Genomic DNA, 22034 nt, shown 5'->3' on the forward strand with positions numbered 1-22034 from the left:
AGGGGGCCGCGCCCCCGAGTCCCAGGGGGACCGCGACGTCCGGCAGCAGGTCCCGGTGGCTGTCGATGAACGCCCGGGTGCCGGCGGCGTGGGCCATATGCCCGGCGGTGAGCAGGAACAGCAGGTTGTGCGGCCGCTGTTCGCGTGGAACGCCGGCCCAGTGGCGCGCGGCGGCGAGCACCAGCGCGATCCCGGTGCCGTCCTCGACGGCGGAGGCCCACGGGGCGTCGTGGTGCGAGGCGATGATCACCCAGTGGTCGGAAGCACCCGGCAAAGTGGCCACGACGTTGTGGCTCAGCGCGTCCGTGAGCCGGGAGCCGCTGGTGAGCGTGCCGGTGCAGGGGCCCTTGTCCATGAGGTCGAGCACCCGGCGGGTGTCCGAGGGCCGCAGCCACAGACCGGGGATGGGCCGCTCGACGGCGTCGTAGGGGACGTAGTAGTCGCGTGTCTCCCAGGGGAAGTCCAACGCCCCCACATATCCGGCCGACTTGGCGGCGAGCGCCGGCTCCACCACCTGGTTGAGCCGGGGCCCGAACGGCAGCGTCTGCACCAGGGTGTCGAAGACGCCTTCCGGGTCGTACGAGGAGGTCGCGAGCGAGCGGACGTACGCCTGGGGCAGTTCGGTGAGCCGCAGCTCGTCGACGGCGAGGGCGCCGGGATGAGCGGGAGCGTCGGCGAGGCGCACCAGGGGCGCGGTGGTGCCGCGGCTGGGTGCGGTGAACGGCAGCGGGAATCCCTCGACCCTCAACTCACCGTGCTCCGAGGCCTCCTGGCCGTCGCGGCGGACGGTGAGTTCGGCCGAGCGCGGCACCCAGCGGGGCACCCGCACCGGTTCGAGCGCGACATCGAGGCCGTAGGCGCGCAGCTTGCGCGCCGCCCACTGCTCGGTCCAGGCGTCCGCCGGATACCCGGGGCGCCTGGCGCCGCGCGGCACGATCGTACGGAGCCACTCCAGCATCTCCTCGGGGGGCGGCCACTGGCTCATGACGGCTGTTCGACCCCCAGGCCGTCCACGACGACCGCGCCGGGCAGCTCGGCGAAGGCCTTGCCCGGCACGATCAGCTTGCCGCGCCGCCGCCCGCTGCCGATCAGCACGTACGGGGTGTCGACGACGGCCGCGTCGACCAACAGCGGCCAGTCGGCCGGGAGTCCGACCGGGGTGATCCCGCCGTACTCCATCCCGGTCTCGCCGGTCGCGAGGTCCATCGGTGCGAACGAGGCTTTGCGGGCCCCGAGTTGACGCCGCACCACACCGTTGACATCGACCCGCGTCCGCGAGAGGACCACGCACGCGGCCGGCGAGCTCTCGCCGCCGCGCTTGCTCGTGACCACCACGCAGTTCGCGGACTGGTCGAGCAGGCTCGCCCCGTAGTGCTCCACGAATACGGCGGTGTCGGCGATCGCCGGATCGGTGTCCACGTACAGGAACTGCTCGGTGGGCACGGTGCCGCGCCAGTGCCGTACGGCGTCGGCGACCGGGGCGGTCAGTTCGTCGAGGCAGTCGGGGACGGGACGGGCGTTGTCGAAGTTGCCGATCGGTGCACGCATGACGGCAAGTTAACAGCCGTCCGCGGACAAGGTCAGTTGGCCGGCGGGATCTGGACGGCCATGGTCATCTCCACCGGTACGTCCCCTGCGTTGCGGTACACGTGCGCGACGTTGGCCTCGAAGGAGGCGGAGGATCCGGCCGGTACGGCGTGCGGGGCGCCGTCGACGACGAGGGTGAGCTCACCGGCGGTGACATGGATGAGTTCGACGGTGCCGGACGGGTGCGGGTCCGACGCGCTCTCGTCGCCGGGCATGAGCAGCCAGTCCCACAACTCGAACGGACCGCGCACCTCCGTGCCGACCAGGAGCTTGGTGTGACTGCCCGCGTCCGTCGACCACATCCGTACGACTTGGTCCTCGGACACGACGCGCACCTGCGGGCCCTGCTCATAGTCGAGCAGGGTGGTGATGGAGACGCCGAGCGCGTCGGCCAGCTTGACCGTGGTGCCGACGCTCGGGTTCGTACGGGCCTGCTCGATCTGGATGATCATGCCGCGGCTGACGCCCGCGCGGGCGGCGAGCGCGTCGAGCGTGTAACCCCGCTCGCCGCGCCAGCGCTTGAGATTGCGCGCGAGCGACTGGGTGAGCTGATCGAGATCCGACATTCCCGTCCCTAATCCGCGGTCGCGGCCACCACCATGCCCCCGGAGTCCAATATTTTGGATGACATGGTCCAGTTCATTGAACTACGGTGTGGTGCACCGAATCGTTCAACACACTGTACTGCGAGGTCCGTCATGACAGCACTGTTCGCCCTGGCCACCAGCGTGCTCTGGGGTCTCGCCGACTTCGGCGGCGGACTGCTGACCCGACGGATCCCCGCCCTCACGGTGGTGGTCGCCTCGCAGACGATCGCGGTCGTGGTGCTCGGCGCGGTCGTGATCGCGACCGGCGGCTGGAGCGAGTGGGGCCCGCAGCTGTGGTTCGCGGTCGCGGCCGGACTGGTCGGACCGGTGGCGATGCTCTCCTTCTACAAGGCCCTCGCGCTCGGCCCGATGGGTGTGGTCTCCCCGCTCGGTTCGGTGGGGGTCGCGGTGCCGGTCGGCGTCGGGCTCGTGCTCGGCGAGCGGCCCGGGCTGCTCCAGTACGGAGGGATCGCGGTGGCCGTCGTCGGGATCGTGCTCGCGGGCGGACCGCAGTTCCGAGGCGCTCCCGTGCAGCGGCAGGCCCTCTTCCTGACCCTGCTCGCGGCGTTCGGTTTCGGTGCGGTGATGGCTCTCATCGCCGAGGCCTCCACGACACTCACCGGCCTGTTCCTCGCCCTGTTCATCCAGCGGGTGTCCAACGTCCTGGCCGGAGGCGCCGCTCTGTACGTCGCACACCGGCGGGGCATGGAGGTCCTGCCGCGCGGCGCAGGCATCCGGATGCTGTGGTCCGCGTTCCCGGCACTGGCCTTCGTGGGTCTGGCCGATGTGGCCGCCAACGGTACGTACTCGATCGCCGCGCAGAACGGTCCGGTGACGGTCGCGGCCGTGCTCGCCTCGCTCTACCCGGTGATCACGGCGCTCGCCGCGCGGGGTGTGCTCAAGGAGCGGCTGCGTGCGGTGCAGGCCGCGGGTGCGGGGCTCGCGCTGGTCGGCACGGTGATGCTGGCGAGCGGTTGACCGGCTCCGGTGACGAGCGGTCGGTCAACGGACCCCGGCGTCGGGCTCCTCGTCGACCCACTCCGCGAGCGCAAGAAGCTCCTCGGAGGTCATCCCCGCCGGAATCGGCACCGGCGGGGGCGTGCGCAGCGGCGGCTGCCGGCCGGCCGCGGCGTCCCCCCGCCGCACGACACGGGGCGCCGCGCCGGCCCCCCCCCCCGCGTCCGGTACGTCTCCGCGGACGACCGCACCCGCCGCCACGACGACATTGCGGCCGAGCCGTGCGCCCGGCAGGATCACCGCGCCGGTGCCGATCCAGCAGCCGGGCCCGATCTCGACGGGCTCCATCCGCGGCCACTGCTTGCCGACGGGTTCCTGCGGATCGTCGTAACTGTGGTTCGTGGACGTGACGTAGACATACGGGCCGAAATAGCAGTCGGCGCCGATCGTCACCGTCGTATCGGCGATGACATGGCTGCCGCGGCCCAGGACGACACCGTCGCCGATACGCAGGATCGGGTCCGGGCCGAGGTCGAGATCGGGCATCAGACCGGCCGTCAGGGTGACCTGTTCACCGACGATGCAGTGGTTGCCGAGTTCGATCCAGGGCTCGCCGAACACGGTGCCCTGCGGGAAGGCCAGCTTGGTGTCGGTCCCGATGCTGCGGAACTTCAGCTTGCCGGGCCGTTCGGCCGTGACGGCTCCCGACCGCTGCACCCAGCGCCAGCCGGCGTGCACGGTACGCGTGACCAGGCGACGGCGGGCCGCGGCCAGCGATGAGAACGTGTTCCTGTTCGGCACCCGCACACCGTACTCATGCGCGCCCCCGGGCATGAGAGGCGCGACCTGTGATCTTCACCCCACCCCGAGGCCGAAGCGCGGCCTTCGCTTACCGTTCCCCTGGGCGCATCACGACTTGAGCAACAAGGAGCACGGCATGGCAGAGCGCGCGTTGATCGCAGGGGTCGGCGGCAAGAACCCCGAGGTGGATCCGGAGGCCTTCGCCGCCCCGACGTCCGTCGCCATGGGTGAGGTGACTCTCAAGGCGGGTTCCAGCATCTGGTACCACGCGGTGCTCCGCGCGGACTGCGGACCGATCGTGCTCGGCACGGACAGCAACATCCAGGACAACTGCACGGTCCATGTCGACCCCGGCTTCCCCGTCACCATCGGCGACCGGGTCTCGGTGGGCCACAACGCGACGGTGCACGGCTGCACGGTCGAGGACGACTGCCTCATCGGCATGGGCGCGACGGTGCTCAACGGCGCGGTGATCGGCGCCGGTTCCCTGGTCGCGGCCCAGGCCCTCGTACCGCAGGGCATGCAGGTGCCGCCGGGTTCGCTGGTCGCGGGCGTACCGGCGAAGGTGCGCCGGCCGCTGACCGAGGAGGAGCGCGAGGGCATCAAGCTCAACGCGGCGATGTACACCGAGCTGGCGAAGGCGCACCGCGCCGCGCACGAGGAGCGCGAGGCGTAACGCCCGGCGGCCTTCCTTCGCGCCGCGACCCGGCCCCTTCCCGCTTCAAGTGGTGCCGAAGGAGCGGCGATACGAGCGCGGCGGCACTCCACGCCGTCGGACGAACTGTTCACGCAGGACCGCCGCGCTCGAGTAGCCCACCTGGTGGGCGATCTGCTCGACGGGAAGGTCCGTCGACTCCAGGAGCTCCTCCGCGCGCCCGAGCCGCAGGTCCCGCAGCCAGGCGTGCGGAGTGCTGCCGGTCGCGGCGGTGAAACGGCGGGCGAAGGTGCGCCGGCTCATCACCGCGCGGCGCGCCAACTCGGCCACGGGGAGCGGCTGATGAAGATGCGCCCGCGCCCAGCCGAGCACTTCGGCGAGCCGCTCGTCCTCACCGTCCTCGGGAACGGGAGCGGCCAGGTACTGGGCCTGTCCGCCGTCCCGGTGCGAGGGCAGCACCATGTCCCGGGCGACCGCGTTCGCCAGCGTGGCGCCGAACTCCCGCCGCAGCAGATGCAGACACAGATCGAACCCGGCGGCGGCTCCCGCGCCGGTGATGACCTGCCCTTCGTCCACGTAGAGCGCCGCGGCGTCGACGTCGACCTCCGGGTGGCGCTCGGCGAGCAGCCCGGCGAACCGCCAATGCGTGGTCACCCGAAGGCCGTTGAGCAACCCGGCCGCGGCCAGCGTGAACGCGCCGACACAGTGCGCGGCCACCACGGCGCCCCGTCCGTACGCGGCGCGCAGGGCCTCCCGTACGGCGGGATCGGGGGGTGTGCGGAACTCGGCGCCGGGCAGGGCGAGCACCAAGTCGGCGCCGGCCAGCCGCTCGAGACCGTGCTCGACCGCGATCGGCACGCCGACATCGGTACGGACCTGACCAGGCCGGTCCGCACACAGGACGAAGTCGAAGCCCGGCAACTCCGGGCCGTGCGGGCCGAACACCTCACCGACGATGCCGACGGCGAGCAGGCCCGCGCCGGGCGGGACATAGGCGGCGACGGTACGGAAGGCAGGCATGCCGCAGTGTGGCACGTTTCCTGCGATCGCTGGCATTGATGCCACTCGTGCACGGCCTCACGGCCCGGCAGAGTTGGGGCCATGACAGACGCACCGCGTGGCCGCAGCGCCTCGTACACGATCCTGACCACCGGCTATGTGGGCTCCACCGGGCCCGGAGTCGCCGCGACCGTCTCCTACGTGAACGACGGGGACCGGCATGTGATCTTCGACCCCGGGATGGTCGCGGACCGGAACGACATACTCGGTCCGCTCGCCGAACTGGGCCTGGGTCCCGAGGACATCACCGATGTGGTCCTCAGCCACCACCACCCGGACAACACCATGAACGTCGGCCTGTTCGGCCGGGCCCTCGTGCACGACCACAAGGTGGAGTACCGCGGCGACCAGTGGCGCAACCGTGACGCGGAAGGCCATGAACTCACCGCGTCGCTCCGGCTGATCCGCACCCCCGGGCACAGCGCCGAGGACATCACGCTCCTCGCGGGCACGGATACGGGAGTGGTGGCCTTCGCCGGCGACCTGTGGTGGCACGTGGACGGCCCGGCGGACGACCCCGTGGCCCCGGACCGCGAGCTGCTCAGCGCCTCTCGTGAGCGCGTGCTGGCCGCGGCCGACGTGATCGTGCCCGGGCACGGCGGGGCGTTCAAGTCGCAGGAGACCGTGGTGCGTTAGCGGGTGGGAGCGGCGTCAGCCCGCGGGGCGGCGCGAGTTGGTGGGGGCCGCGTCAGCCGGCAGGATCGGCCTCAGTCGGCGGAGGCGGCGTCCGGCGCCGGAGGGCGTCGCCTTCTCCGTACGCTCCACACCGCGCAGCAGGCGAGCAGCGCCCCGAGCGCGAGGCCCGCCAGCGAGAAGCGCGTGAGCCAGCTCCCTGCGGCCAGGCCCAGGTGGTAGACCACCCCGGTCGTCACGCCCGCCCAGAGCACCGCGCCGCACGCGTTCGCCGGGGCGAACTGCCAGTACGGCATGCGCAGGACGCCCGCCACCGGCCCGGTGAAGATCCGCAGCACGGCGACGAAGCGCCCGAACAGAACGGCCCACACGCCCCACGTACGCAACGACCGCTCGGCGGCGGCGACTTGGGCCGGTCCGAAGCGACGGGGAAAGCGCCGGCCGAGCCGCTCCAGGAGCGGACGCCCACCGCGCCGCCCGAGCGCGAATCCGCAGAACGCGCCCGATGCCGCGCCCACGGCCGCTCCTGCGGCGAGCAGCCACGGGTCGATCTCGCCGTACTGCGAAGCGAGCAGTGCCGCGGAGACGAGGATGACTCCGCCGGGCAGCGGGATGCCGATGCTCTCCACCAGCAGGATCGTCCCGACCAGGAGGTAGACGGCGATCGCGGGGACGGACGCGAGCCACTCCTGCAAGCCCGTTCCCTCCGGTCCATGTGCATCTGCCCGGCGGCACACTCCCCCCCGGTCCGGTCATATCGGACCCGGGTGGGCCGCCGGGCAGGCTACTGGATCACGCGGTGGGGGCCGCGTCCCAGAGGTCACACAGATGGTCCTCGTCGACCGACGCACTCACCGCGAGCCCGCCGGCCGACGCGGTGCGCAGGCTCAGGACCCGGCCCTCGGTGTGCGGCATGACCGGCCCGCCCTGGGCGCGCGGCGGGGATCCGTGGATGAAGGAGCCCCAGTACTGCACCATCTGCCGCGCAAGGACCCGCTGTTGATCGTCCAGCGGAGTGGTCAGCCCGAAGTGCTTGAACAGGTACTGCACTTCGTTGACGTGGGTCGCGCCGAAGGGGAAGTCCGTCCCGAGCTTGCGCAGGGAGGCGAACGGCGGCGAGGTGCGGTCCGCGAACTCGTACGCGTAGACCTTGCCGCGTCCGGCGAGCGTCCGGTCGAGCCGCAGCGCCGTACAGGCCATCAGCTGATCGCCGAGCGCGGTGCCGTACGCGATCGTCGGCGAGGGGAAGTCGCCGAGCGGATAGCGGCGTTCGACCTCGGGGGCGAGCTTCGGGCCGAAGAGCTGCTCCAGTGCCTTCGGGTACCGCTCGGCGGTCAGCGGGTTGCCGGTGACGTCGTACTGGGCGAAGGCGAACATCCGGCCCTCGTCCTGATTGGCGCCGTTCATCACCGGGATCCCGGCCGCGGCACCCGAGGCGAAGGCCTGGGTGGGCTGCCGCGGCAGGAACGTCCCGCCCACGACGGCGGCCCAGCCGAAGCCGGCCTGCGCGGTGAAGATCTCCTGCGCCGACTTCCCGCGCAGACAGGCGAGTGCGGTCGCCGGGTCCGGGCAGCCCGCCTTCCTGGCGAACGCCGCACCTTCCTCCACGGCCTTGTCCCGCGTGCGGGCCGCGCAGTCGTTGTACGCGCCGCTCTGGATGATGGCCGCCCGGTAGAGACCCTTCGCGGTCGGCGAGGCGAGCTGATTGCACACCGAACCGCCGCCGGCGGATTCGCCCGCGATGGTCACCCGGCCCGGATCGCCGCCGAAGCGGACGATGTTGGACTGCACCCAGCGCAGCGCCAGCTGCTGGTCCTGCATCCCGAAGTTGCCGGAGACCCCGTCGCCCGCCTCGCCGTCGAGACCTTGGGTGGCGAGGAAACCCAGCGCTCCGAGGCGGTAGTTGACCGTCACGACGACCGTTCCGGTCCGCTCGGCGAACTCGTCGGGCACGATGTCCGCGCCGGCGCCCGCGGTGAGTCCGCCGCCGTGCAGCCAGACCATCACGGGCAGCGGGCGCTTGGACTCGGACGACTTGGGCACCTCGGGCACGTACACATTGACGTCGAGACAGTTCTCGGTGAGGCTCGGCCGCTCGTAGCCCGGGTCCCAACTCGCGCCCTGCACACAACGGTTGCCGAACGAGGTCGCGTCACGGACACCGAGCCACGGGCGCACCGGCTGCGGTTCCTTCCACCGCAGCCGGCCGACGGGCGGCTCGGCGTAGGTGATGCCGAGGAACTGCCGTCCCGCTTCTGTGCGTTCGCCGCGGATCAGGCCGCCGGTGGTGTGCACCACCGTGTCGTGGTCCGCGCGGGCCTGGGCGGGACCGGCGGCGAGCACCGGGGTGCCCGCCGCGAGCACCGCCGCGACGAAGAGGCCGACTCGCCTGCGTATCGCGGACATCCCCATCGTCATCGCCCCACCTTCGCCACGGTCCGCAGCCGCAGATCGCCGGCCGAGGCGCCGACCTGCACCGCGCGCCGCCCGGTACCGAGCACCCAGTCGTGCCGCTTGCTGTCCCACGAGGACAGCGACCGCCGCGCCACCTTGACGGTGACCCGGCGCCGCTCCCCCGCCCGCAGCGTGAGCCTGCGGTAGCCGGCGAGCGCCAACTCCGCCTGCTCGACGGAGAGTTCGCGCGAGGGCCCGACATACACCTGGGCGACATCGACTCCGGCGCGCCGCCCCGTGTTGCGCACGGTGAAGCTCACGTCGAGCCCCCCGTCCTCCTCGCGCACATCGAGCTCGCTGTAGTGGAACGACGTGTACGAGAGTCCGTGCCCGAAGGGGAACAGGGACCGCTTCTCCTCGGCCGCGTACCACCGGTATCCGATGTGCACGCCCTCGGTGTACTCCTGGCGCCCGTTCACACCCGGGTAGCGAACCGGGTCGCCGGCCGTCGGGTGGGTGGCGTCGTCGAGCGGGAAGGTCTGGGTGAGCCGGCCGCCCGGGTCGCAGTCCCCGAAGAGGACCGCGGTGGTGGCGGCGGCGCCCTCCTGGCCCGGGTAGTACATCTGCAGCACCGCACCGGTCCGCGCCAGCCACGGCATCGAGGTCGCCGAGGACGTGTTCAGAACGACTGCCGTACGCGGATTGACCGCCGCGACGGCCTTGATCAGCGCCTCCTGGTGCCCGGGCAGCGCGATGGTCGTGCGGTCCATGCCCTCGGTGGCGTCCTCGTACGCGAAGAGCACCACACTGTGCGCCCGGCGCGCGGCCCGTACCGCCTCGGCGACGTCCTGCGCCCGGGTCGCGGCGGTCACTCTGCGGATACGGAAGATCTGGCCCTTGTCGCCGCCCTTGGCGGTGATCGTCAGACGGCGTCCGCCCTCGGCGACGTCCAGGGTCCTGCGGCGCACGGAGAGTCCGTCGGGCGCGGCGTTGATCAGTCCGCCGGAGAAGAACTCCCCGACGCCCGGAGCGAGCGGGAACAGCTCCTCGCCGTCCAGATGCACCTTGGGCCGCTCGGCGCCGGAGTAGTGGATCACGAAGGTCCACTCCCCGGCCTCGTCGACGTCGAGCGTCCCGTCGTACGTCCATGTCGCACCGGCCGCGACCCCCTGCCCCTCGGAGTCGAACCCCGGGGTGAGCGCGCCCTCGGGGAGCGCCTTGCCGTACAGGTCCTCGCCCATGGCGTACGAGATCCGCGCGCCGCGTCCGGCCCGGGCGCGGATCGCGTCGAGCGGGGTGTCGGCGTGGTCGGGAATGACATGGGCGCTGCCGCCACCGCTGACGAAGGGCTGCTTGCCGGTCGGGCCGATGACCGCGATGCTGCGGGCCGCGTGGCCCTGCAGCGGAAGGGTGCCGCGGCGGTTGTGCAGCAGGGTGGCTCCGGCCTTGGCGATCTCCAGGGCGGTACGGGCGCCCGCCTTGGCGTCGCGGGCCGGACGCGGGCCGATGGAGCCGTCGAGGAGCCCGAAGCGGTCCATCACGGAGAGCAACCGGCGCACGGAACGGTCGACGGCGGACTCGGGCACGCTGCCGCCCCGGACGGCCTTCTTCAGGGCGTCGCCGAAGTAGATCCCGCCGGGCATCTCCATGTCGAGACCGGCGGTGATCGACGCGACGGTGCTGTGCGCGGCGAACCAGTCGGTCATCACCCACCCGTCGAAGCCCCACCGCTCGCGCAGGATGTCGGCGAGCAGTTCCTTGCTCTCACAGGCGAAGGTGCCGTTGACCTTGTTGTACGCACCCATGACGGAGCCCGCCCCGGCGGCGATGGCGGCCTCGAAGGCGCGCAGCTCGGTCTCGTGCATGGTCTGTTCGTCCGCGTACACGTCGATCGTGTTGCGGTCCTTCTCCTGATTGTTCATCGCGAAGTGCTTCACCGTCGCGACGAGACCCTCGCCCTGGATGCCCCGGATCTCCTCGGAGACCATGTCCGCACTGAGCAGCGGGTCCTCACCGAAGGTCTCGAAATTCCGGCCCGCGTACGGGGTGCGGATCAGGTTGCACATCGGCGAGAGCAGCACATCCTGGCCGAGCGCACGGCCCTCGCGGCCGATGACCTTGCCGTAGGCGCGGGCAAGGGAGGGGTCGAAGGTGGAGGCGAGCAGCACCGGGGCGGGCAGCGCGGTGGCCGGTTCCTTGACGCGGACACCCGCGGGACCGTCGGCCAGGCGCAGCTCGGGGATGCCGAGGCGGGGCACACCCGGGATGTAGCCGGCCTGACCGAGGGCTCTGGGGTCTTCGGCGCCGTGCAGCAGCGAGATCTTCTCGTCGAGGGTGAGCCGGGCGATCAGGGCTTCCACCCGCGGGCCCGCGGGGCGGCCGGGGCCGCGGGCGGCGCCCGCCGCGTGGGGGGGCACCGCGACACCGGCGGTCGCGGCGGTGGCCACGGCGACCGCGGTACCGAACAGGCGCAGGGCACGGCGGCGCGAGACAGGCGGGCGGGCAGGGCCTTCGGTGAGCGCGGCGTCCGTCGGTCCACCGGCGGTCGAGGCACTTGCGGGCATGAGCCGTCACTCCTTCTGTACGCGAAAAGGCGGTGCATGTACACGTGCCAACGGGCATTCGGCGTTCGCTCTTTGAACGCAATAGACGCACTATGCGACAAGGGAGAGTTGACGAGCCGTCAGACACCACGGGTTACGCCGGGAAACGTATGACCGTCACTGACTCGTGTCAATGAGATGAACGGAAAACCGAAAACGCGCCCGCTGCGGGGTGGAATGCAGCGGGCGCGTTGGTGCGGAGAGGCCACCTGGAGGGAGCCTGTGTTCAGGTGTTGAAGAGTTTCAGCCGCTTCAGCTGTTGGGGCGCAGAGTCCAGACCACGGTCATCTCGCCCGTGACGGCGCCGTCTTCGCGCTGGATCTCGATCGCGACGGGGAACTCGGGGCGCTTGCCCTCGTCGAGCTCGGCGATGACGTCCGCCACCGGGCGGCCCAGCGTCGCGGTGGCCTTGACCGGCCCCATGGCGAGCTTCTTGTACGCGATGTCGGCGCGCACGGCGAGCGGCACCGCACGCGAGAGCTGGTCGCCGAAGGCGGCGAGCACGATCGCCCCGCTGGCGGACTCCCCCAGCGTGAACATCGCGCCGGCGTGCGGACCGCCGACGTGGTTGTGGAAGTCGCCCTGGTCCGGCAGCGAGACCACGGCCCGCTCGGGGCTTGTCTCGCCGAACTCGAGGTTCAGGGTGCGTGCCATCGGGACGGTCGCGGCGAGCATCTCGCCGATCGACATCTGCTCTGTGCTCATGAACCGGATGTTACCGACCGGTAAGCGTGCTTGACCATACCCTTCTTCCGCACAGTCGGGCGTAACGGTGTGCTGTGTGCCGAGCTCGTCACAATCGGGGGCGGCCGTGGCCACCCCTGGACCACCCCTCTATCGTTAGGCGCCATGTGGCCAGGACAGCAGCCGCCCGGGGGCGAGCAGAACCCGCAGGACGCCAACCAGAATCCGTACCAGCAGCCGGGGTACCAGCAGCCGAATCCCTATCAGCAGCCGGGGTTCCAGCAGCCGAACCCCTACCAGCAGCCGGGCTATCCGCAGACCGGTGAGCAGCAGGGCTACCAGCAGCCGGGACCGGAGGCGTGGAACGCCCCGAGCCTGGCCGGCGGCCCTCAGCCGCCGCAGGGCGGTGGCAGCGGTGGCGGTGACCGCACCAAGCTCGTCGCGATCATCGCGGCGACGGCCGTGGTGGTCGCGGCAGGTGTCACCGGCTACCTCGTGCTCGGCAAGGACGACGACAAGAAGTCGGACACCGCCAAGGGCGGGGAGAAGACCTCCTCCGCACCGAAGAGCCCGTCCCCCTCGGCATCCGAGGAGGAGAATCCGCGCGGCACCGGCTCCACCATCGACCCGGTGATCCCCGGCTGGAAGGTCGTCGTCAACCCCAAGCGGGGCACGGCCTTCGACGTACCGGCGGATTGGGAGGTCGACTCTCCCTCGATGATGGTGGGCTTCGAGGACGTGAAGAAGCCCGACGAGATCGCGCCGCTGATCATCATGTCCGCACCCGCGTACTTCAAGAAGACCTGGTGCGAGGCGGATGACGACAAGGACGGCAAGAAGGACTCCACGCCGCTTGCCACGGCCGGCACCAAGGGCTCCAACGGCGCCAAGAACTTCGACGACATCATCCTCAGCGACGCGCCCCGGTGGGTGTACGGCGGCTACACGCAGCCGGACAAGAAGAGCATGACGTGGGACAAGAAGGGCACGCCGTTCACCACCACCTCCGGCGTCAAGGGCGCCTACGGCTGGGCCCGTTCGAAGAACACGCCGGACAAGGGCAAGTGCGCCTCGGACGGCAAGGCGATCACCTTCGGGTTCAAGAACTCGGCGGATGACTTCGTCTCCTGGAGCCTGCACGCGCCCACGGGCGTGGACGGCGAACTGCCCGACGAGACGATCATGAAGATCCTGGGGACGGTCCGCCTCGCGGGCGACCCCACCGAGACCGACTGATCCACGCCACCGCGTCCGCGCATGCCCCTCGCCCCGGCGTGCGGAAAAGCATTTGGCCACCGAGCGGGCGGACAGGGATAGTTCCGGGGTGAATCACACCCCGGCCCCGTCCGCCCGCTTCTCTCTGCCTTCCTGGGCCGGGCGCAACTATTCGCTGCTGACCGCGTCCGCGGTCGTCACCAACCTGGGCAGCCACGGCGCGCTGATCGCCGCGGCGTTCGCCGTGCTCGACAACGGCGGCGACGGCGGTGACGTCGGCCTCGTCGCCATGGCGCGCACCCTGCCGCTCGTGCTGTTCCTGCTGATAGGCGGCGCGGTCGCGGACCGGCTGCCGCGGCACCGGGTGATGGTCGCGGCCAACGCGCTCAACTGTGTCTCGCAGGCCGCCTTCGCGGCCCTCGTGCTCGCGGGCGAACCGCAGTTGTGGCAGATGATGCTGCTCACCGCCCTCGGCGGCACCGGACAGGCCTTCTTCAACCCGGCCGCCGAGGGCATGCTCCTGTCCAGCGTCAAGGGCGAACAGGCCAGCCGGGCCTTCGCGATGTTCCGTATGGCGATGCACGGCGCCGCGATCGGCGGCGCGGCGCTCGGGGGCGCGATGATCGCCGCCATGGGTCCCGGCTGGGTGCTCGCGGTGGACGCGGCGGCGTTCGCGGTGGCGGGTGCGCTGCGGGCGTTCCTCGATGTCGGCCCTGTCGCGGACCGCGGCGAGGGCGGCGGCATGCTGGCCGATCTGCGGGAGGGCTGGGAGGAGTTCATCGGGCGGACCTGGCTGTGGACGATCGTCGCCCAGTTCTCCGTGGTGGTCGCGGTGGTCGGCGCCGCGGAGGCGGTGTACGGACCGCTGGTCGCCCGCGACGAGCTGGGCGGTCCCGGCCCTTGGGGCCTGGCGCTTGCGGCGTTCGGCGCCGGCACGGTGGGCGGTGCGGTGCTGATGATGCGCTGGAAACCGCGGCGGCTGCTGTTCGCCGGATCGCTCTGTGTCTTCCCGCTCGCGCTGCCCTCGGCGGCGCTCGCGGTGCCGCTGCCGGTGGCGGGGCTCGCGGCGGTGATGTTCGTGAGCGGGGTCGCGATCGAGGTGTTCGGCGTCTCGTGGATGACGGCCCTGCACCAGGAGATCCCCGAGGAGAAGTTCTCCCGGGTGGCCGCCTACGACTGGTTCGGTTCCATCTCGATGGTGCCGCTGGCCACCGCTCTGGCCGGCCCCGCGGAATCGGCTTTCGGGCGGACTCCCGCGCTGTGGGGGTGCGCAGTGCTCGTCGTGGTGGTGACGGCGGCGGTGCTCTTCGTCCCCGACGTACGGAATCTGACGCGGCGCACGGGGACGGTCGTCGCGCAGGGTTCCGCGCCGGCGAGCCTGGCGCCGGCGAATGAGGAGGGACCCGCGTCGGCCGGCCTGGAGTCAGCCGGTGCCGAGGCGCCCGCACCGGCGTCCCCGGAACGAGCCGATACCGAGGGGCCCGCACCGGCGTCCCCGGAGTCAGCCGATGCTGAACGTGCCGCCGGGCGGTTCGGGTGACGCCACCGCGTCGGCCTCCTGGACCGGCTTCGCGCCGTCGATGAAGCGGACCAGCGCCTGGCCCTGCACGACCCGCGCGGGGAAGGCGTCGGCGGCGGTGCGGCGGGCCAGCCCGGCGGTGTCCAGTTCATGGTGGGCGGCGACGAGGACCGCGTTGCCGAAGCGGCGGCCGCGCAGGACACCGGGCTCGGCGATCAGCGCCAGGTGCCCGAACACCGTCTGGAACGTGGCCAGTTGGGACCGCAGGAACGTGAAGGGCGCCCCGTCCGCGAGGTTCGCGAGGTAGACGCCGCCGGGGCGCAGCACACGCTCGGCCTCGCGGGCATAGCCGATGGTCGTCAGATGCGCGGGCACCCGGGAGCCGCCGAACACATCGGCCACGAGCAGATCCGCGCAGGTGTCCGCCGCGGATTCCAGCCACCCGCGGGCATCGGCGCCGTACATCCGTATCCCCGTGTCCTCGGCCACCGGCAGCTGCTCGGCGATCAGCGCGAGCAGCCCTTGGTCGGCTTCGACGACGTGCTGGCGCGAGCCGGGGCGGGTCGCCGCGAGATAGCGGGGCAGCGTCAGCGCACCGCCGCCGAGGTGGACGGCGTCGACCGGTCCGCCGTCGAGGGAGTCGATGGCGTGGGCGAGACGGCGCGCGTACTCGAACTCCAGATGCGTCGGATCATCGAGATCGACATACGACTGGGGCGCGCCGTCGACGGTCAGGAGCCAGGCCCGTGGCCGGTCCACATCGGGCATCAGCTTGGCGACACCGTGGTCCACGGTGCGCATCACGGGTATCGGCTCGTCCACCGCTCCATTGTGCCGGTCGGGGACCTGCGCCGGGGCCCGGCGTCCGGGTCCGCCGACCGTCGGGGTACGGGCTCCGTCTCTCAGCTCTGCCACAGCCTCCTGACCTCGTCCACGTGTGCCGCCGCCTGGGCCAGTCCCGAGCGGGCGGCCGGTGCGCGGCGGGCGGGGTCGAGGACGTTGCGGCCGAAGATGCGGCGGGCCTCGCGGGTCGGGGTGATCAGCACGACCTTCGAGCCGGCGGCGGTGAGCTTCGCCGCCTGCGCGCGGGGCGTGGGCAGCGGGCCGCCGCCCATCGCGATCGGCGCGACGATCAGGACCTTGGCATAGCCGGCGGCCAGGGCGGCGTTGGCGGAGGAGTGCACACCGCCGTCGATATAGCGCCGTCCGTCGATGGTGATGGGCGGCCACACCCCGGGCACGGCACAGCTCGCGGACACCGCGTCGACCAGGCCGACCCCGCTGTCCCGGTCGAAGGGCGCGAGTTCACCGGTCGTGGTGTCCACCGCGGTGACCACGAGACGGCGGTCGGCGGGCCAGTCGTGCGAGAGCAGCCGCTGGGCGATCACCTCGCGCCGGTCCTCCGCGGGCGCGGTGCGGATGGCGGAGGCCATCTTGCCCATCCGGATACCGTACGCCTTGGCATCACGGGAGCGCACGACTCCCCAGGCGTACCGGGCGATCATCGCGGGGCCCATGGTGGCCGGGATCTCGCCCTTGGGGTCGACGAGTTGGCGCTCGTACAGCTCGTCGAGCGACAGCACACCGGAGGTCAGCTGCGCTCCGACGACGGAGCCCGCCGACGTCCCCACGACGAGGTCGGCTCCGGTCGGATCGACGCCGGCGCGGGCGAGTCCGTGCAGGATGCCGATCTCCCAGCCGATGCCGGTGAGCCCGCCGCCGCCCAGTACGAGTGCCGTGTCGCTCATGGATGCCCCATCTCCGTATCGCCGACTGCGCTGCCCGTTCTGCCTACCGAGGAGTATGCAGAGCGGGCACCGGGATGGCACCAGGGTCTGTTGTTCGCCTCAGGCGGGAAGCGGCCGTCCCCAGCCGCGCTCGACCGAGCGGCGGCAGCGGGCGGGTTCGTCTCCCGCACCGGTGAACAGTGCGGTCAGCAGGGGCACTCCGTGCGTGACTGCCTGGTGCGGCAGGGGGCCCGTGGCGACGAGTGAGGCGAGTCCGTGGCCGATCGTCCAGCTCTGTGTGGCCAGTTCCAGGGGTTCGACCTCAGCACGGAAACGACCGTGCGTCTTGGCCCGGTCGATGGCGCGGACGAGGCGGTCGAGGGTTTCGTCGGCGGCGCCGGCGTCCTCGAGGCCGAAGCCCGGGTCGAACATGACGCGGTAGAGATCGGGGTTCTCCAGGGCGTTGGCCAGGTAGGCGGCGCCCAGCGCGGCGAGGTCGCGCACCGGGTCCGCCGACATCTTGACGCCTGCGAGCCGGGCGGCCAGGCGTGTGAAGCCTTCTTGCCGCAAGGCCTGCCACAGGCCGTCCATACCGCCGAAGTACGTGTAGACGGCCATGGTCGACACCCCGGTCCCGGCGACGAGGGTGCGGAGGGTGACCGGCTGGCTCGCGCTCAGCATGTGTGCGGCCCGGTCGAGCAGCAGGGAGCGGACCGCTGGATCCTTCGTCCTCGCCATGACTCCACATTACATAGCATCGCTATGTTTTCATGGGTGCTGAACGACGCCCGCAGGAAGCTGACCGACTCCCACAGGAAGAGGCCGTTCATGTCCGTGACGCTGATCAACCCCGAGGGACTGCCGAAGCCCGAGGTCTACCGGCAGCTGTCGGTCGCCACCGGATCGAAGCTGGTGTTCCTGGCCGGGCAGGTCGCCCGCGACGCCGTCGGCAGGCCCGTCGGGGGCGGGGGCCTCGCCGCCCCGGGCGGGCAGTGCTTCCTCAATATCGCCACCGCGCTGGCCGGGGTCGGCGGCTCCTTCGACGACGTGGCGAAGCTGACCGTCTACGTCGTGGACTGGAGCCCCGAGAAGATGCCGCTGCTCGGCGAGGGCGTGAGCCGGGCGGCCGAGAAGCTCGGCGTCGATCCGGTCAAGCCGATCACCCTCCTCGGCGTCGCGGCGCTCGGGGAACCGGACCTTCTGGTCGAGGTCGAAGCCACCGCGGTCCTCGAGTAGCCGCACCTCGGCCCCCAGCCCTTAGACGGATTCGCCGCGCGGTGCCGGCGGCTTGGACGCCGGGACGACCGAGGCGACCGGCTCCACCGGCCCTACCGGCACGGGGAACGCGAGCCGTACCGAGAGCCAGGCGAAGACCGGGCCGAGCGCGTTCATCGCGATCACGCAGACCCAGGCCGACCAGGCGTTGCCCGCGTCGTAGCCGAAGCCGCCGAAGAAGGTGGCGAAGTAGGAAGCGAAGCCGAAGAACATGCCGGGGATCAGGGAGAACAGCGGCAGGCGGCCGGTGTACATCAGGGTCGTGTTGACGACGAGGATGCACAGCGCGGCGAAGAAGTTGCGGGCCAGCTGGCTCTCGCCGAAGGCGGTGCCCGCGTTGGTCTCCAGAAGCACGATGATCAGCGCGAACGTGGAGCCCATCGGCATGGCGCACCAAAGGCGCTTGGCGTTGGCGAGGTTCGGGCCGCCCAGCAGGAAGGTGCCCGCCCAGGCGATGAAGATCGCCCACGGGGGCAGATGCAGGGCGTTGCCGCCGATGAACGCGGTGGTCGCGGCGAGCACGGAGGCCACGATCTCGTGGGGTATGCGTTCGCGCAGCACCGGGGCGGGAGCGGTGGTCAAGGCACCCGCTTTCGTATCGGTCATGTCTCAGGCCTCCAAGGCGCGCAGGGGGACGGTGAGTTCCGAGCTGAAGGTGGAGCGGGCCACGATCCGGCCCGCCTTGATCACTGCGGTGCGTACGGGACGTTCGAGCAGCACCGCGTCGTAGTCGCGGGTGTCGAGGAGCACCAGATCGGCTCGCGCGCCCACGTGGACGCCGTAGTCGGTGAGGCCGGCGACGCGGGCCGCGTCGTGCGTGACGAGCCGCAGGACGCGGTGCAGGTCGGCGGGTCCGGAAAGGTGCGCGAGGCGGGCGAGCAGCAGCGCCGTGTCGAGCAGGTCGCCGGTGCCGTACGGGGTGAAGGCATTGCGGATGTTGTTGTTGGAGCAGGCCATGAGGACGCCGGCGTCCCAGAGGTCGCGGACCGGTGTGATGGCCCTGCGTACTGCCTGCTCGTCGCCCCTGCCGCCGAGGAACAGGTCGGTGGCGGGCAGCGGGACGACCGCCACCCCGGCTTGGGCGAGGTCGGCGGCGACGGCGCGGCGTTCGGCGGGCGGCAGCGCGCCGAGCGAGGTCACATGGCCGAGGGCCACGCGGCCGCCGAGGCCGCGGGCCGCCGTCTGTTCGGCGATGAAGCCGGCGAGGGCGAAGCGCGGATCGGAGGCGTCGTCGGAGAAATCGCAGTGCAGATCGGCGGGCACGCCGTAGTCGACGGCGAGGTCCAGGACGAGTTCGACGTGGCGTTTGCAGTCCGCCAAGTCCTTCTCCGCGTACGTGCAGCCGCCGACCACATCCGCTCCGGCGTCCAGGGACTTGCGCAGCAGGGTGTGGGTGCCGGGGGCCTTGAAGATGCCCTCCTGCGGGAAGGCGACGATCTGGATGCTCACCAAGTCGGCCCAGGCGGCGCGCAGTTCGAGCATCACCTCCAGGCCCGTCAGGCCGGCGATCGGGTCCACGTCCGGGTGGGCGCGTACGGTCGTGGTTCCGTTGCGTACGCACATGGCGAGGACCTGTTCGGCCCGTGCGCGTACGCCGTCGTGGGTGAACTGCCGCTTCAGCTCGCCCGTGACACGGATCGCTCCGTCGAGGGTGCCGGTCGGGTTGGGGCGGATGGCGTCGAGCAGCGCCTTGTCCGGGTGCAGATGGGTCTCGACCAGGCCGGGGAGCAGCACCCGGCCCTCGCCGTCGAGCACCTCGGTGCCTTCGGGCGCGGTGAGGCCGGGGCCGGTCTCCGCGATCCGGCCGGCTCCGATCCGTACATCGGTCGGGTCCGTTGCGTTCTCGACGCGCACGTCGCGGAGCAGCAGGTCCGTCACGGGTCTCTCCTTGGCTGCGGGAGGTTCCGGCGTGCTCACAGCTCGCCGGGGAAGTCGGCCTTGCGGATCAGGCAGTGCACGCCTTTGACCTGGTCGACCACCTGCGAAACCTCGAAGTCCGCGGCGGCGCTCAGATAGGCGTACGCGGTCTGCCGGTCCATGCCGGTGGTGGCGGTCAGGAAGGCGAGTGCGGCGCGTACGCAGTGGCTCATCGCCTCGTCGAGATCGGCGTCGAGCCCGATCGCGATCCAGTGCGTGGCGGTCTCGGCGAACGGTTCTCCGGCCAGACCCTGGACACGGCGGGCCGCATCTCCCCGTATCAGCGAGAGCCGGAAGGTGGCTCGCAGCGGCGCCTCGAACGCCGTGAGGGCCACCTCGCCGTTGCCCTGGGCGAAGTGCGGATCGCCCGCGTAGAAGCCGGCGCCCTCGGCTTGTACGGGAAGGTACAAGGACGATCCGCACGTCAGGTGTTTGACGTCCAGGTTGCCGCCGTGGACGCCGGGTGGGACGGAGCTGAGCGGGGTGCCCTCGGTGCCGCTCGCGACGCCCATGATCCCGACGAAGGGGCCGAGCGGGAAGCGGGCGCTGAGGGTGTCGGTGCAGCGCAGGACGCCGTGCTCGGAGTCGTCCACCGTACAGAAGGCGTTGATGGTGCCGGTCGGGCCGCGCAGCAGGGCGGGTCCGGTCAATTCGGCACTGTCGTCGGGGAGTTCCCCGGGCAGGGCGCCTCGGGTGTGGCGGTTGGCGACGATGCCGTAGTGGGCGCGGCGGTGCAGCGAGAGGGTTTCCACCCGCAGCAGGTCGCCCGGTGCGGCGCCGCGCACCGCGACCGGGCCGGTGACGATGTGCGGGCCGGGCAGCGCTCCCCCGTCACGCCCCAGCTCGGACTCGGCGATCGCGCGGGCGTCGGCGAGGACTTCGTGGGCCCGTACGCCGAACTCGCCGAAGAACGCGACCGGATCGCGCCCTTGGTCGGGGAGGATCCCTTCGTGCGAGACGAGGTCGACGGTGAGGGTCTCACCGTCGGCCACGGTGAGGACGGGTGCGCTGCCGGCGTGCGGGAGTTCGCCCCAGCGCGCCGTCTTGGCTGTCGTACGGAGATGATGCGCACCGTCGACCGGGAGGTCGGCGGGGATGCGGGGTGCGGCGGTGCCGAGGGGTGTCGAGGTCACGGTGGTGGTGCTGAGCGGCATCAGGGGTCCTCTGCGTCCGGGGGGAAGGACTCGCGGGAAGTGACTCGTGGGGCGGGACTCGGGCTTCCGTCGTGTTACGGCTCCGCTGCCGCCGCGTTGCGGTCAACTCGGGCGGCAGCGGACACGATCCGGGTGCCGGTGCGGCCTGCGAGTGCCTCGCCGAGCTCGGCCGGTGAGGTGATGAGGACGCTGCTGCCGCCGCCCGCGAGGAAGTCGAGGGCGGCACGGACCTTCGGACCCATGCTGCCCTCGGGGAACTGGCCGTCCGCGAGGTGCCGTTCGGCCTCAGGGACGTCGAGGCGGTCCACGAAGCGCTGACGGGGCGTGCCGTAATCGAGGGCGATCCGTTCGACGCCGGTCGTGATGATGAGTTCCTGTGCGCCGAGCGCCCCGGCGAGCAGCGCCGAGGTGGCGTCCTTGTCGATGACGGCCTCGACGCCGCGGAGTGATCCGTCGGGTGCTGCCACCACCGGGATGCCGCCGCCTCCGCAGGCGATCACCACCTGCCCGGCGGCCAGCAGCGCGGCGATCGCGTCCTGTTCCACGACCAGGCGCGGCGCGGGGGACGGTACGAGACGACGCCAGCCGCGGCCCGCGTCCTCACCGATGGACCAGCCGTGCAGGCCGGCGAGCCGTTCGGCCTCGGCCCGCGTGTAGTGCGTACCGATCGGCTTGGTGGGACGGGTGAAGGCCGGGTCGGCCGCGTCGACGACCGTGTGGGTCAGTACGGCGACCGGGCGGATGCCGGCGGGCAGGGTGCCGGAGAGGCCGCGGGCGAGGATGTAGCCGATGCTCCCCTGGGAGTCGGCCACGCACATGTCCAGGTCGAGCAGCGGGAGTTCGGGGGCGATCTCGGCCACCAGGTCGGAGCGGCGCTTGATGAAACCGACCTGCGGACCGTTGCCGTGCGTCACAACCACTTGGGCGCCGGCCCGCACCAGGGCGGCCACGGGGGCGGCCAACTGCCGTGCGGCGTCGAACTGTTCGTCGATGGTGGCCCGCCGGCCGCCGCGCAGCAGCGCGTTGCCGCCGATCGCGAGCACGGTGGTGGGCCGGGCGGAGTGCCGCGGAAGCGGCGGTACAGGTGTACGGACCGCGGGTTCTTCGGGCATGCCAGGACGATAGAAATGCCTGCGCCGGGGGTCATGGGCATCCCATGCCAGTAGCGGGCGGGGCCTGTTGACGTCTGCTGACAGTGTGGCCGCGGCGCGCACCCGCAGGCGCGCGATCGTGCGCGCCCACGGCCGATTCCGGTCGAGGGCCGAAC

General features: G+C 71.6%; 22 protein-coding genes. 6 read left to right on the top strand and 16 right to left on the bottom strand.

The window, feature by feature from the left end; all coding sequences use genetic code 11:
• From JAO81_RS11600 to JAO81_RS11610, 3 genes are all read right to left on the bottom strand, one after another.
• The coding region (locus JAO81_RS11600) for a M28 family peptidase (RefSeq protein WP_199547716.1) at positions 1-985 on the bottom strand (985 nt) is incomplete at its 3' end.
• Positions 982-1548 (bottom strand): YbaK/EbsC family protein, encoded by a 567-nt coding sequence (locus tag JAO81_RS11605; RefSeq protein WP_199547717.1) that lies wholly within the window; start codon positions 1546-1548, stop codon positions 982-984. The genes JAO81_RS11600 and JAO81_RS11605, both read right to left, overlap by 4 nt.
• Positions 1549-1580: 32 nt before the next feature.
• Positions 1581-2153 carry a helix-turn-helix domain-containing protein gene (locus tag JAO81_RS11610; protein WP_199547718.1) on the bottom strand — a complete coding sequence of 191 codons (573 nt, stop codon included), beginning with the start codon at positions 2151-2153 and terminating at the stop codon, positions 1581-1583.
• A 132-nt stretch (positions 2154-2285) separates the two neighbouring features.
• On the opposite strand from JAO81_RS11610, the gene JAO81_RS11615 reads away from it, so the two are divergent.
• Complete coding sequence (locus JAO81_RS11615) at positions 2286-3152, top strand: DMT family transporter (RefSeq protein WP_199547719.1); 867 nt, start codon at positions 2286-2288, stop codon at positions 3150-3152.
• A 24-nt stretch (positions 3153-3176) separates the two neighbouring features.
• Here JAO81_RS11615 and JAO81_RS11620 read toward each other — a convergent pair whose 3' ends face one another.
• Positions 3177-3965, bottom strand: coding sequence for an acyltransferase (locus tag JAO81_RS11620; protein ID WP_199547720.1), 789 nt, complete (start codon positions 3963-3965; stop codon positions 3177-3179).
• 103 nt (positions 3966-4068) lie between these two features.
• On the opposite strand from JAO81_RS11620, the gene JAO81_RS11625 reads away from it, so the two are divergent.
• Entirely contained in the window at positions 4069-4608 is a 540-nt protein-coding gene (locus JAO81_RS11625) for a gamma carbonic anhydrase family protein (RefSeq protein WP_199547721.1), read from the top strand.
• 45 nt (positions 4609-4653) lie between these two features.
• Here the strand turns inward: JAO81_RS11625 and JAO81_RS11630 are convergent, their stop codons facing one another.
• Complete coding sequence (locus JAO81_RS11630) at positions 4654-5607, bottom strand: GlxA family transcriptional regulator (RefSeq protein WP_199547722.1); 954 nt, start codon at positions 5605-5607, stop codon at positions 4654-4656.
• 81 nt (positions 5608-5688) lie between these two features.
• Between JAO81_RS11630 and JAO81_RS11635 the strand changes: the two genes are divergently transcribed.
• Positions 5689-6282, top strand: a complete 594-nt coding sequence (locus JAO81_RS11635) for an MBL fold metallo-hydrolase (RefSeq protein ID WP_199547723.1) — start codon at positions 5689-5691, stop codon at positions 6280-6282.
• 71 nt (positions 6283-6353) lie between these two features.
• On the opposite strand, the gene JAO81_RS11640 is transcribed toward JAO81_RS11635, so the two are convergent.
• The 4 genes from JAO81_RS11640 to JAO81_RS11655 form a co-directional block, all read right to left on the bottom strand.
• Positions 6354-6974 (bottom strand): DedA family protein, encoded by a 621-nt coding sequence (locus JAO81_RS11640; protein ID WP_199547724.1) that lies wholly within the window; start codon positions 6972-6974, stop codon positions 6354-6356.
• Positions 6975-7071: 97 nt separating this feature from the next.
• The gene (locus JAO81_RS11645; RefSeq protein WP_233415234.1) at positions 7072-8697 is read right to left on the bottom strand and encodes a carboxylesterase/lipase family protein; all 1626 of its coding nucleotides are present in this window, start codon (positions 8695-8697) and stop codon (positions 7072-7074) included.
• A complete protein-coding gene (locus JAO81_RS11650) occupies positions 8694-11237 on the bottom strand; it encodes a beta-glucosidase (RefSeq protein WP_199547725.1) in 2544 nt (847 codons plus the stop codon). Before JAO81_RS11650 ends, JAO81_RS11645 begins: the two co-directional genes overlap by 4 nt.
• A 291-nt stretch (positions 11238-11528) precedes the next feature.
• Positions 11529-11981: a DUF4442 domain-containing protein gene (locus JAO81_RS11655; protein ID WP_199547726.1), complete on the bottom strand. Its 453-nt coding sequence runs from the start codon at positions 11979-11981 to the stop codon at positions 11529-11531.
• A gap of 144 nt (positions 11982-12125) precedes the next feature.
• Between JAO81_RS11655 and JAO81_RS11660 the strand changes: the two genes are divergently transcribed.
• Positions 12126-13196, top strand: coding sequence for a hypothetical protein (locus tag JAO81_RS11660; RefSeq protein WP_199547727.1), 1071 nt, complete (start codon positions 12126-12128; stop codon positions 13194-13196).
• 88 nt (positions 13197-13284) lie between these two features.
• Entirely contained in the window at positions 13285-14715 is a 1431-nt protein-coding gene (locus JAO81_RS11665) for an MFS transporter (RefSeq protein WP_199547728.1), read from the top strand.
• On the opposite strand, the gene JAO81_RS11670 is transcribed toward JAO81_RS11665, so the two are convergent.
• The 3 genes from JAO81_RS11670 to JAO81_RS11680 form a co-directional block, all read right to left on the bottom strand.
• The gene (locus JAO81_RS11670; RefSeq protein ID WP_199547729.1) at positions 14677-15516 is read right to left on the bottom strand and encodes a spermidine synthase; all 840 of its coding nucleotides are present in this window, start codon (positions 15514-15516) and stop codon (positions 14677-14679) included. The two genes, JAO81_RS11665 and JAO81_RS11670, sit on opposite strands and share 39 nt — an antisense overlap.
• Before the next feature lie 80 nt (positions 15517-15596).
• Positions 15597-16442, bottom strand: coding sequence for a patatin-like phospholipase family protein (locus JAO81_RS11675; protein ID WP_199547730.1), 846 nt, complete (start codon positions 16440-16442; stop codon positions 15597-15599).
• Positions 16443-16541: 99 nt separating this feature from the next.
• Positions 16542-17159, bottom strand: coding sequence for a TetR/AcrR family transcriptional regulator (locus JAO81_RS11680; RefSeq protein WP_199547731.1), 618 nt, complete (start codon positions 17157-17159; stop codon positions 16542-16544).
• 90 nt (positions 17160-17249) lie between these two features.
• Between JAO81_RS11680 and JAO81_RS11685 the strand changes: the two genes are divergently transcribed.
• A complete protein-coding gene (locus JAO81_RS11685; RefSeq protein ID WP_199547796.1) occupies positions 17250-17657 on the top strand; it encodes a RidA family protein in 408 nt (135 codons plus the stop codon).
• Between the two features lie 21 nt (positions 17658-17678).
• Here JAO81_RS11685 and JAO81_RS11690 read toward each other — a convergent pair whose 3' ends face one another.
• The 4 genes from JAO81_RS11690 to JAO81_RS11705 all read right to left on the bottom strand — a co-directional run bounded on the left by JAO81_RS11690 (position 17679) and on the right by JAO81_RS11705 (position 21879).
• Positions 17679-18302 carry a DUF1097 domain-containing protein gene (locus tag JAO81_RS11690; RefSeq protein WP_233415235.1) on the bottom strand — a complete coding sequence of 208 codons (624 nt, stop codon included), beginning with the start codon at positions 18300-18302 and terminating at the stop codon, positions 17679-17681.
• Positions 18303-18305: 3 nt separating this feature from the next.
• Positions 18306-19574, bottom strand: a complete 1269-nt coding sequence (locus JAO81_RS11695; protein ID WP_199547732.1) for an amidohydrolase family protein — start codon at positions 19572-19574, stop codon at positions 18306-18308.
• A 35-nt stretch (positions 19575-19609) separates the two neighbouring features.
• Entirely contained in the window at positions 19610-20767 is a 1158-nt protein-coding gene (locus tag JAO81_RS11700; RefSeq protein ID WP_199547733.1) for an acetamidase/formamidase family protein, read from the bottom strand.
• Between the two features lie 74 nt (positions 20768-20841).
• Positions 20842-21879 carry a carbamate kinase gene (locus JAO81_RS11705; protein WP_199547734.1) on the bottom strand — a complete coding sequence of 346 codons (1038 nt, stop codon included), beginning with the start codon at positions 21877-21879 and terminating at the stop codon, positions 20842-20844.
• Positions 21880-22034: the final 155 nt, after the last annotated feature.

The sequence above is a fragment of the Streptomyces sp. N35 genome (genome assembly GCF_016464295.1).
GTDB lineage: Bacteria > Actinomycetota > Actinomycetes > Streptomycetales > Streptomycetaceae > Streptomyces.

Coding starts and splice junctions, on each gene's coding strand:
- JAO81_RS11605 (WP_199547717.1), bottom strand. CDS start 1,548: ATGCGTGCACCGATCGGCAACTTCGACAACGCCCGTCCCGTCCCCGAC.
- JAO81_RS11610 (WP_199547718.1), bottom strand. CDS start 2,153: ATGTCGGATCTCGATCAGCTCACCCAGTCGCTCGCGCGCAATCTCAAG.
- JAO81_RS11615 (WP_199547719.1), top strand. CDS start 2,286: ATGACAGCACTGTTCGCCCTGGCCACCAGCGTGCTCTGGGGTCTCGCC.
- JAO81_RS11620 (WP_199547720.1), bottom strand. CDS start 3,965: ATGCCCGGGGGCGCGCATGAGTACGGTGTGCGGGTGCCGAACAGGAAC.
- JAO81_RS11625 (WP_199547721.1), top strand. CDS start 4,069: ATGGCAGAGCGCGCGTTGATCGCAGGGGTCGGCGGCAAGAACCCCGAG.
- JAO81_RS11630 (WP_199547722.1), bottom strand. CDS start 5,607: ATGCCTGCCTTCCGTACCGTCGCCGCCTATGTCCCGCCCGGCGCGGGC.
- JAO81_RS11635 (WP_199547723.1), top strand. CDS start 5,689: ATGACAGACGCACCGCGTGGCCGCAGCGCCTCGTACACGATCCTGACC.
- JAO81_RS11645 (WP_233415234.1), bottom strand. CDS start 8,697: ATGACGATGGGGATGTCCGCGATACGCAGGCGAGTCGGCCTCTTCGTC.
- JAO81_RS11650 (WP_199547725.1), bottom strand. CDS start 11,237: ATGCCCGCAAGTGCCTCGACCGCCGGTGGACCGACGGACGCCGCGCTC.
- JAO81_RS11655 (WP_199547726.1), bottom strand. CDS start 11,981: ATGAGCACAGAGCAGATGTCGATCGGCGAGATGCTCGCCGCGACCGTC.
- JAO81_RS11660 (WP_199547727.1), top strand. CDS start 12,126: ATGTGGCCAGGACAGCAGCCGCCCGGGGGCGAGCAGAACCCGCAGGAC.
- JAO81_RS11675 (WP_199547730.1), bottom strand. CDS start 16,442: ATGAGCGACACGGCACTCGTACTGGGCGGCGGCGGGCTCACCGGCATC.
- JAO81_RS11680 (WP_199547731.1), bottom strand. CDS start 17,159: ATGGCGAGGACGAAGGATCCAGCGGTCCGCTCCCTGCTGCTCGACCGG.
- JAO81_RS11685 (WP_199547796.1), top strand. CDS start 17,250: ATGTCCGTGACGCTGATCAACCCCGAGGGACTGCCGAAGCCCGAGGTC.
- JAO81_RS11690 (WP_233415235.1), bottom strand. CDS start 18,302: ATGACCGATACGAAAGCGGGTGCCTTGACCACCGCTCCCGCCCCGGTG.
- JAO81_RS11700 (WP_199547733.1), bottom strand. CDS start 20,767: ATGCCGCTCAGCACCACCACCGTGACCTCGACACCCCTCGGCACCGCC.
- JAO81_RS11705 (WP_199547734.1), bottom strand. CDS start 21,879: ATGCCCGAAGAACCCGCGGTCCGTACACCTGTACCGCCGCTTCCGCGG.